Origin of the sequence: Thauera sp. (assembly GCF_034003485.1) — a bacterium.
Taxonomy (GTDB): Bacteria; Pseudomonadota; Gammaproteobacteria; order Burkholderiales; family Rhodocyclaceae; genus Thauera.
On sequence record NZ_JAVEYL010000060.1, the window covers coordinates 1 to 8,446 of the forward strand.

Genomic DNA, 8,446 nt, shown 5'->3' on the forward strand with positions numbered 1-8,446 from the left:
CAACGTGTCGATCACCGTCAAGCTGATCGCCCCGATCGCCATGGAAGAAGGTCTGCGCTTCGCGATCCGCGAAGGTGGCCGTACCGTCGGCGCCGGCGTCGTCGCCAAGATCATCGAGTAATCGACTCGCTGATTGCCAGACAAGCGCACCCGCTCGGGTGCGCTTTGCAGTCTCTGCTGCAGGGGTATAGCTCAACTGGCAGAGCGTCGGTCTCCAAAACCGAAGGTTGGGGGTTCGATTCCCTCTGCCCCTGCCATATTTTTCCGGGTGATAATCCGCAATGGCCGATAAGTTGAAATTCGCGTTGGCGCTGGCACTGTTGGCAGCCGGCGTGGTCGGCTTCTATGTGCTGTCCGAGCAGCCGCTCGTGCTGCGTGTGCTCTCCGTCCTCGCTGGTCTGGGGGCGGGCGTTGCTGTTGCCTCGATCTCCGAGCCGGGTCGGCGCTTCATCGGATTTGCCGGCGAATCGATTACCGAAACCAAGAAGGTCGTCTGGCCGAGCCGGAAGGAAGCCACGCAGACCACGGGTCTGGTGTTTGCCTTCGTGGTCGTGATGGCGATTTTCCTTTGGCTGACCGACAAGAGCCTGGAATGGGTCCTGTACGACCTGGTTCTGGGTTGGAAGTGATATGACCAAGCGTTGGTATGTAGTTCACGCCTATTCGGGCTTCGAGAAGTCCGTGCAGCGCACGCTGATCGACCGCATCAATCGGTCGGGCATGCAGGACAGCTTCGGCCAGATCCTGGTGCCGGTCGAAGAGGTCGTGGAGATGCGCGGCGGCCAGAAGACCGTCACCGAGCGTAAGTTCTTCCCGGGTTATGTGCTCGTCGAAATGGAAATGAACGACGAGTCCTGGCACCTGGTGAAGTCTACGCCCAAGGTTACCGGCTTCGTCGGTGGTACCGCCAACAAGCCCGCTCCGATCTCCGAGAAGGAGGTCGAGAAGATCATGCAGCAGATGCAGGAGGGGGTGGACAAGCCCCGTCCGAAGGTACTGTGGGAGATTGGTGAGGTCGTTCGCGTCAAGGAGGGGCCGTTCACCGATTTCCACGGTGCGGTCGAGGATGCGAACTACGAAAAGAACAAGCTGCGCGTTGCCGTGACCATTTTCGGTCGCGCCACGCCGGTGGAGCTGGATTTCGCTCAGGTCGAGAAAACCTGAGCAAGGCGGCGGGTCGCGAGGCCTGCCGAAGCCCGTTGACTCATGCAATGAGCGCGGGTGATGCGAGGAGCGCCGGTTGTCCCGGTGCGTTAGCACTCATCACAGGAGCGAGCCGCAATGGCAAAGAAAATCACAGGTTACGTCAAGCTGCAGGTGCCGGCCGGTAAGGCCAACCCCAGCCCTCCGATCGGTCCCGCGCTCGGTCAGCGCGGCCTGAACATCATGGAATTCTGCAAGGCCTTCAATGCCAAGACCCAGGGTCTTGAGCCGGGCCTGCCGATTCCGGTGGTGATCACCGCTTACGCCGACAAGTCCTTCACGTTCATCATGAAGACACCGCCGGCGACCGTGCTGATCAAGAAGGCCGCCGGCCTGCAGAAGGGCTCGGCCAAGCCGCATACCGACAAGGTCGGCAAGATCACCCGCGCTCAGGTCGAGGAAATCGCCAAGACCAAGATGCCCGATCTGACTGCCTCCGATATGGAAGCTGCCGTGCGCACCATCGCCGGTTCCGCCCGCAGCATGGGCATCACCGTGGAGGGTCTGTAATCATGGCGAAACTGTCCAAGCGAGTTCAGGCGCTGCGCGCCAAGGTTGATCGTAACCAGGCCTATCCGGTCGCCGACGCCCTGCGTCTGGTCAAGGAGTGCGCCACCGCCAAGTTCGACGAGTCGATCGACATCGCCGTCAACCTCGGCGTCGATGCACGCAAATCGGACCAGGTTGTCCGTGGTTCTGTCGTGCTGCCCGCCGGTACCGGCAAGTCGGTGCGCGTGGCCGTGTTCGCCCAGGGCGACAAGGCCGAGGCTGCCCGCGCTGCTGGCGCCGAGGTCGTCGGTTTCGACGACCTGGCAGAGCAGATCAAGGCCGGCAACCTCAATTTCGACGTCTGCATCGCGACTCCCGACGCCATGCGCGTGGTCGGCCAGCTCGGTCAGATCCTCGGTCCGCGCGGCCTCATGCCGAACCCAAAGGTTGGTACGGTGACCATGGATGTCGCCACCGCGGTCAAGAACGCCAAGGCCGGTCAGGTCCAGTACCGTACCGACAAGGCCGGGCTGGTGCACGCCACCATCGGTCGTGCCTCGTTCGAGGTCGATGCGCTGCAGCAGAACCTCTCCGCCCTCATCGATGCGCTGGTCAAGGCCAAGCCTGCCGCCGCCAAGGGCATCTATCTGCGCCGCATCGCCGTCTCGAGCACCATGGGTGCCGGCGTGCGCGTGGAGCCGGGCAGCCTGAACGCTGCCTGATTGACAGGGTTGCCCGCCGCAGGCGGGTGATCCTACGAACTTTGAGCCGCAGCCGCCTTCGGGTGGCTACGGATCGTCAAAGACCGCAGGTGCGTGCGCCGCAAGGCAACGCTTAAGCATGCGAGTGGCCTGCGCAGACGGTGTGCTCAGAACAGGATTTGGCCGGCCCGCCGGCCCCGCTCCTGATCCAGGTCGCCGTGGGTGCGAATCGCAGATGCGGTTCGCGTGTTGACTTGAAAGGAGGAAAGACCTGTGGGTCTCAATCTCGATGACAAGAAAGCCGTAGTGGCTGAGGTGTCGGCACAAGTGGCCAACGCTCAGACGATCGCGGTGGCCGAGTATCGCGGCATTGCGGTGGGTGATCTCACCGCGTTGCGTGCCAAGGCTCGCGAGTCGGGCGTTTTCCTGCGTGTGCTGAAGAACACCCTGGTCCGTCGCGCGATCGCCGGTACCCCGTTCGAAGGTCTGGCGGCCGATCTGACCGGTCCGCTGATCTATGGCATCTCGACCGATCCGGTCGCCGCTGCCAAGGTGCTCAACGACTTCGCGAAGGGTAACGACAAAATCGTTCTGCGTGCGGGTTCTTATGGGGGCAATACGCTCGATAAGGCCGGTATTCAGGCGCTCGCCTCGATCCCGAGCCGCGATGAGCTGCTCGCCAGGCTGGTGGGCGTCATGCAGGCGCCGGTGTCCGGCATGGCCGGTGTGCTCGCTGCCCTCGCCAAGAAGCGTGAGGAAGAAGGCGCCGCCGCCTGAGCTCCGCCTTCCGCTACGAAAGTTTTCGCAAAAATATCGATTCTGGAGTGATTTGAAATGGCAATCAGCAAAGAAGACATCCTGGAAGCCGTTGCTGGCATGACCGTGATGGACCTGAACGACCTGGTCAAGGCGTTCGAAGAGAAGTTCGGCGTCTCGGCTGCCTCGCTGGCCGTGGCTGCCCCGGGTGCCGCTGCCGCTGCCCCGGTTGAAGAGAAGACCGAATTCGACGTCGTGCTGCTCGAAGCCGGCGCCAAGAAGGTCGAGGTCATCAAGGTCGTCCGCGCCGCTACCGGCCTGGGCCTGAAGGAAGCCAAGGACGTCGTCGACGGCGCACCGAAGGCCGTGAAGGAAGGTGCTTCCAAGGCCGACGCCGAGGCGCTGAAGAAGCAGCTGGAAGATGCTGGCGCGAAGGTCGAAATCAAGTAATATTCGACTTCCCAGCGGGGCTGGCACTCTTCGGAGTGCCGGCCCTTTCGTGCTTTGTAATCGAGATAGCGGAACCACTCGCGATCCTCGATGGCAGGCCAGAGCGTTTGCCGCCCGTCCGGCCGGGTCTGTGATCACCCGACAGCCCTCCGGAACCGCCCGAACGTTGTGTCCTGTCTTTCCGATGTTAGCCCTCTAGCCGGAGCATCCATGGCGTATTCCTACACCGAAAAGAAACGTATCCGCAAGAGCTTCGCCAAGCGCGCGGCCGTGCTCGATGCGCCTTTCCTGCTCGCCACCCAGATCGAGTCCTTCGCTGAATTCCTCCAGGCGGACACCCCGCCCGAAGCGCGGCGTAACCAGGGTCTGCAGGCCGCGTTTACTTCAATCTTCCCGATCTCGAGCCACAGCGGCAACGCACGCCTCGAGTACGTCCAGTACATGCTGGGCGAGCCTGCCTTCGACGTGAAGGAATGTCAGCAGCGCGGCCTGACCTTTGCTTCGCCGCTGCGCGCCCGCGTGCGCCTTGTCATCATGGACCGCGAAGCGCCGAAGGAGACCGTCAAGGAGGTCAAGGAGCAGGAAGTCTACATGGGCGAGATCCCGCTCATGACGACCACCGGCTCCTTCGTGATCAACGGCACCGAGCGCGTCATCGTCTCTCAGTTGCACCGTTCGCCGGGCGTGTTCTTCGAGCACGATCGTGGCAAGACCCACTCCTCGGGCAAGCTGCTGTTCTCGGCGCGGATCATCCCCTACCGCGGTTCGTGGCTCGATTTCGAGTTCGATCCGAAGGACTACCTGTACTTCCGGGTCGACCGTCGCCGCAAGATGCCGGTGACGATCCTGCTGCGCGCGATCGGCCTGACCCCGGAAGAGATCCTGGCGACCTTCCACGACACCGACACCTTCCATCTGCAGGGTGAGGGCTCGCAGTTCGAGCTCGTGCCCGAGCGCCTGCGCGGCGAAGTGGCGCGTTTCGACATCACCACCGCCGACGGCACGATCATCGTCGCACGTGACAAGCGCATCACGTCCAAGCACATCCGTGAGATCGATCAGGCCGGCGTCAAGACCATGGCCGTGCCGGATGACTTCATTCTCGGTCGTGTAATCGCCAACAACGTCGCCGATCCCGAGACCGGCGAGGTGCTGGCGCGGGCCAACGACGAGATCACCGAGGATCTGCTCGACAAGCTGCGCCTGGCGAACGTGACCGAGCTGCGCACGCTCTACATCAATGACCTCGACCGTGGTGGCTACATCTCGCAGACCCTGCGCATCGACGAGACTGCCGACCAGTGGGCGGCCAAGGTCGCGATCTACCGCATGATGCGTCCGGGCGAGCCGCCCACCGAGGACGCAGTGGAAGGCCTGTTCAAGGGCTTGTTCTACGCCGAGGAGCGTTACGACCTGTCTACGGTCGGGCGCATGAAGTTCAACCGTCGCGCTTATCCCGAGAAGATCGACGACAAGGCTCCGGCCTGGCTCAAGCGCTTCCACGAGCGCGTCGGCGCGCAGGGCGAGGATGGCCCGGGCGTGCTGACCAACGAGGACATCCTCGCCGTGGTCGGCGTGCTGGTGGAGTTGCGCAATGGTCGTGGCGAGATCGACGACATCGACCACCTCGGCAACCGTCGTGTGCGTTCGGTGGGCGAACTGGCCGAGAACCAGTTCCGCGCCGGCCTTGTGCGTGTCGAGCGCGCCGTCAAGGAGCGCCTGTCGCAGGCCGAATCCGACAACCTGATGCCGCACGACCTGATCAACGCCAAGCCGATCTCGGCCGCGATCAAGGAGTTCTTCGGCTCCAGCCAGTTGTCGCAGTTCATGGACCAGACCAACCCGCTGTCGGAGATCACGCACAAGCGCCGTGTCTCCGCACTCGGCCCGGGTGGTCTGACTCGCGAGCGCGCCGGCTTCGAAGTGCGCGACGTGCACCCGACGCACTACGGACGGGTGTGCCCGATCGAGACCCCGGAAGGCCCGAACATCGGCCTGATCAACTCGCTCGCCGTGTATGCGCGCACCAACCGTCACGGCTTCCTCGAGACGCCGTACCGCAAGGTCAATGACGGCAAGGTCACCGACCACATCGATTTCCTGTCAGCGATCGAGGAAGGTCAGTACGTCATCGCCCAGGCGAACGCCGAGATCGACGCTGCCAGCATGCTGACCGGCGACCTGGTGTCCTGCCGTCACAAGGGTGAGTTCCTGCTCGCGACCTCCGACATGGTGCAGTACATGGACGTGGCACCGGGCCAGATCGTTTCGGTCGCGGCCTCGTTGATCCCGTTCCTCGAGCACGATGACGCGAACCGCGCGCTGATGGGCGCCAACATGCAGCGTCAGGCTGTGCCCTGCCTGCGTCCGGAGAAGCCGCTGGTCGGTACCGGTATCGAGCGCCGCGTCGCGGTCGACTCGGGTACTGCGGTTCAGGCGACCCGTGGCGGTGTCGTGGACTATGTGGATGCGAACCGGATCGTGGTCCGGGTCAATGACAACGAGACCCTGCCGGGCGAAGTTGGCGTCGACATCTACAACATGATCAAGTACACCCGTTCCAACCAGAACACCAACATCAACCAGCGTCCGGTGGTGAAGGTGGGCGACCTGATCGCCAAGGGTGACGTGGTGGCTGACGGCGCCTCGACCGATCTTGGCGAGCTCGCGCTTGGCCAGAACATGCTGGTCGGCTTCATGCCCTGGAACGGCTACAACTTCGAGGACTCGATCCTCATCTCCGAGCGCGTGGTCGCCGACGACCGCTTCACCTCGATCCACATCGAGGAACTGACCGTCGTCGCCCGCGACACCAAGCTCGGACCCGAGGAAATCACCCGCGACATCGCGTCGCTGGGCGAGGCGCAACTGTCGCGCCTGGACGAGTCGGGCATTGTCTACATCGGCGCCGAGGTCGAAGCCGGCGACGTGCTGGTGGGCAAGGTGACGCCCAAGGGCGAGACCCAGCTCACGCCGGAAGAGAAGCTGCTGCGCGCGATCTTCGGCGAGAAGGCGTCCGACGTGAAGGACACCTCGCTGCGCGTGCCCTCGGGCATGGTCGGCACCGTCATCGACGTACAGGTCTTCACTCGTGAGGGCATCGAGCGCGACAAGCGCGCGCAGTCGATCATCGACGACCAGCTGCGCAGCTTCAAGACCGACCTCGCCGACCAGATGCGGATCGTGGAGCGTGACGCCTTTGCGCGTATCCGCCGCATGATCGTGGGTCAGCTCGCCAATGGCGGCCCGAAGAAGCTCGCCAAGGGCACTGCCCTGACCGACGCCTATCTCGATGAGCTCGAGTTCTACCACTGGTTCGACATTCGTCTTGCCGACGAAACCTTGGCGGTCCAGCTCGAAGCGGTGCGTGAAGGTCTCGAGAACACCCGCAAGGACTTCGAGCAGGCCTTCGAGATCAAGAAGAAGAAACTCACCCAGGGCGACGAACTGCCCCCGGGCGTGCAGAAGATGGTCAAGGTCTACCTTGCCGTCAAGCGCCGCCTGCAGCCGGGTGACAAGATGGCCGGTCGTCACGGCAACAAGGGTGTGGTGTCGAAGATCGTTCCGGTCGAAGACATGCCCTACATGGAAGACGGCACCCCGCTCGACATCGTGCTCAACCCGCTCGGCGTGCCGTCGCGGATGAACATCGGCCAGATCCTGGAGACTCACCTGGGCTGGGCGGCCAAGGGCCTCGGCCAGCAGATCGACAAGATGCTGAAGGCTCAGGCTTCTGCCGACGAACTGCGCGGCTACCTCGAGCAGATCTACAACGACAGTGGCAAGCCCGAGGACCTTGACGCTTTGACCGATGGCGACGTGCGCGAGCTGGCGTTCAACCTCAAGAAGGGCGTGCCCTTTGCCACGCCGGTGTTCGACGGCGCCAAGGAAGAGGAAATCCGCAAGATGCTGGAGCTGGCGGGCCTGCCCACCGGCGGCCAGGTCACCCTCTACGACGGTCGCACCGGCGAGGCCTTCGAGCGCCAGGTTACCGTGGGCTACAAGCACGTGCTGAAGCTGCACCACCTGGTCGACGACAAGATGCACGCCCGTTCGACCGGCCCGTACTCGCTCGTCACCCAGCAGCCGCTGGGCGGTAAGGCGCAGTTCGGTGGTCAGCGCTTCGGTGAGATGGAAGTGTGGGCGCTGGAAGCGTACGGCGCGGCCTACACGCTGCAGGAAATGCTGACGGTCAAGTCCGACGACGTGACCGGCCGGACCAAGGTGTACGAAAACATCGTCAAGGGCGAGCACAAGATCGATTCCGGCATGCCGGAGTCCTTCAACGTGCTGGTGAAGGAAATCCGCTCGCTCGCGATCGACATCGATCTCGATCGCGGCTGAGTCGCTTGATTCCTTCCCTGAAAACCGCCTGCGATTGAATCCCGCGGCCGTCGCACACGATGCGGCGGCCCGGATGGAGTGATACATGAAAAGCCTGCTCGCTGACCTGTTCAAGCAAACCCTGCCCAACGAGGAAGAGTTCGACGCGATCACCATCGGCCTCGCGTCGCCGGACAAGATCCGCTCCTGGTCCTACGGTGAGGTGAAGAAGCCCGAGACCATCAACTACCGTACCTTCAAGCCCGAGCGCGACGGTCTGTTCTGCGCCAAGATCTTCGGGCCGGTGAAGGACTACGAGTGCCTGTGCGGCAAGTACAAGCGCCTCAAGCACCGTGGCGTGATCTGTGAGAAGTGCGGCGTCGAGGTGACCCTGTCGAAGGTGCGCCGCGAGCGCATGGGCCACATCGAGCTGGCCTCGCCGGTCGCCCACATCTGGTTCCTGAAGAGCCTGCCGAGCCGTCTCGGCATGGTGCTCGACATGACCCTGCGCGACATCGAGCGCG

The 8,446-nt window shown here is 63.2% G+C and carries 8 protein-coding genes, 1 tRNA gene and 1 pseudogene; all 10 read left to right on the top strand.

Annotation, left to right across the window (positions count from 1 at the left end; translation table 11 throughout):
- Window positions 1-121: pseudogene (gene tuf, locus RBT54_RS17655) on the top strand (elongation factor Tu); the annotation flags it as partial.
- A 60-nt stretch (window positions 122-181) separates the two neighbouring features.
- A tRNA-Trp gene (locus tag RBT54_RS17660) sits at window positions 182-257 on the top strand.
- A gap of 24 nt (window positions 258-281) precedes the next feature.
- Window positions 282-629 (top strand): preprotein translocase subunit SecE, encoded by a 348-nt coding sequence (secE, locus tag RBT54_RS17665; RefSeq protein WP_320368326.1) that lies wholly within the window; start codon window positions 282-284, stop codon window positions 627-629.
- A 1-nt stretch (window position 630) separates the two neighbouring features.
- Window positions 631-1,164 carry a transcription termination/antitermination protein NusG gene (gene nusG / locus RBT54_RS17670; protein WP_320368327.1) on the top strand — a complete coding sequence of 178 codons (534 nt, stop codon included), beginning with the start codon at window positions 631-633 and terminating at the stop codon, window positions 1,162-1,164.
- A 117-nt stretch (window positions 1,165-1,281) separates the two neighbouring features.
- The gene (gene rplK, locus RBT54_RS17675) at window positions 1,282-1,713 is read left to right on the top strand and encodes a 50S ribosomal protein L11 (protein ID WP_320368328.1); all 432 of its coding nucleotides are present in this window, start codon (window positions 1,282-1,284) and stop codon (window positions 1,711-1,713) included.
- A 2-nt stretch (window positions 1,714-1,715) separates the two neighbouring features.
- The gene (rplA, locus tag RBT54_RS17680) at window positions 1,716-2,414 is read left to right on the top strand and encodes a 50S ribosomal protein L1 (protein ID WP_320368329.1); all 699 of its coding nucleotides are present in this window, start codon (window positions 1,716-1,718) and stop codon (window positions 2,412-2,414) included.
- A gap of 252 nt (window positions 2,415-2,666) precedes the next feature.
- Window positions 2,667-3,170 (top strand): 50S ribosomal protein L10, encoded by a 504-nt coding sequence (gene rplJ / locus RBT54_RS17685; RefSeq protein ID WP_320368330.1) that lies wholly within the window; start codon window positions 2,667-2,669, stop codon window positions 3,168-3,170.
- Between the two features lie 57 nt (window positions 3,171-3,227).
- Window positions 3,228-3,599 (top strand): 50S ribosomal protein L7/L12, encoded by a 372-nt coding sequence (rplL, locus tag RBT54_RS17690; RefSeq protein ID WP_320368331.1) that lies wholly within the window; start codon window positions 3,228-3,230, stop codon window positions 3,597-3,599.
- A gap of 210 nt (window positions 3,600-3,809) precedes the next feature.
- The gene (rpoB, locus tag RBT54_RS17695; RefSeq protein WP_320368332.1) at window positions 3,810-7,943 is read left to right on the top strand and encodes a DNA-directed RNA polymerase subunit beta; all 4,134 of its coding nucleotides are present in this window, start codon (window positions 3,810-3,812) and stop codon (window positions 7,941-7,943) included.
- A gap of 85 nt (window positions 7,944-8,028) precedes the next feature.
- A partial coding sequence (locus RBT54_RS17700; RefSeq protein WP_320368333.1) for a hypothetical protein occupies window positions 8,029-8,446 on the top strand: 418 nt, incomplete at its 3' end.

Bases quoted from the DNA above. Each gene is read 5' to 3' on its own strand.
- nusG (WP_320368327.1), top strand. From the start codon at position 631: ATGACCAAGCGTTGGTATGTAGTTCACGCCTATTCGGGCTTCGAGAAG.
- rpoB (WP_320368332.1), top strand. From the start codon at position 3,810: ATGGCGTATTCCTACACCGAAAAGAAACGTATCCGCAAGAGCTTCGCC.
- secE (WP_320368326.1), top strand. From the start codon at position 282: ATGGCCGATAAGTTGAAATTCGCGTTGGCGCTGGCACTGTTGGCAGCC.
- rplK (WP_320368328.1), top strand. From the start codon at position 1,282: ATGGCAAAGAAAATCACAGGTTACGTCAAGCTGCAGGTGCCGGCCGGT.
- rplA (WP_320368329.1), top strand. From the start codon at position 1,716: ATGGCGAAACTGTCCAAGCGAGTTCAGGCGCTGCGCGCCAAGGTTGAT.
- rplL (WP_320368331.1), top strand. From the start codon at position 3,228: ATGGCAATCAGCAAAGAAGACATCCTGGAAGCCGTTGCTGGCATGACC.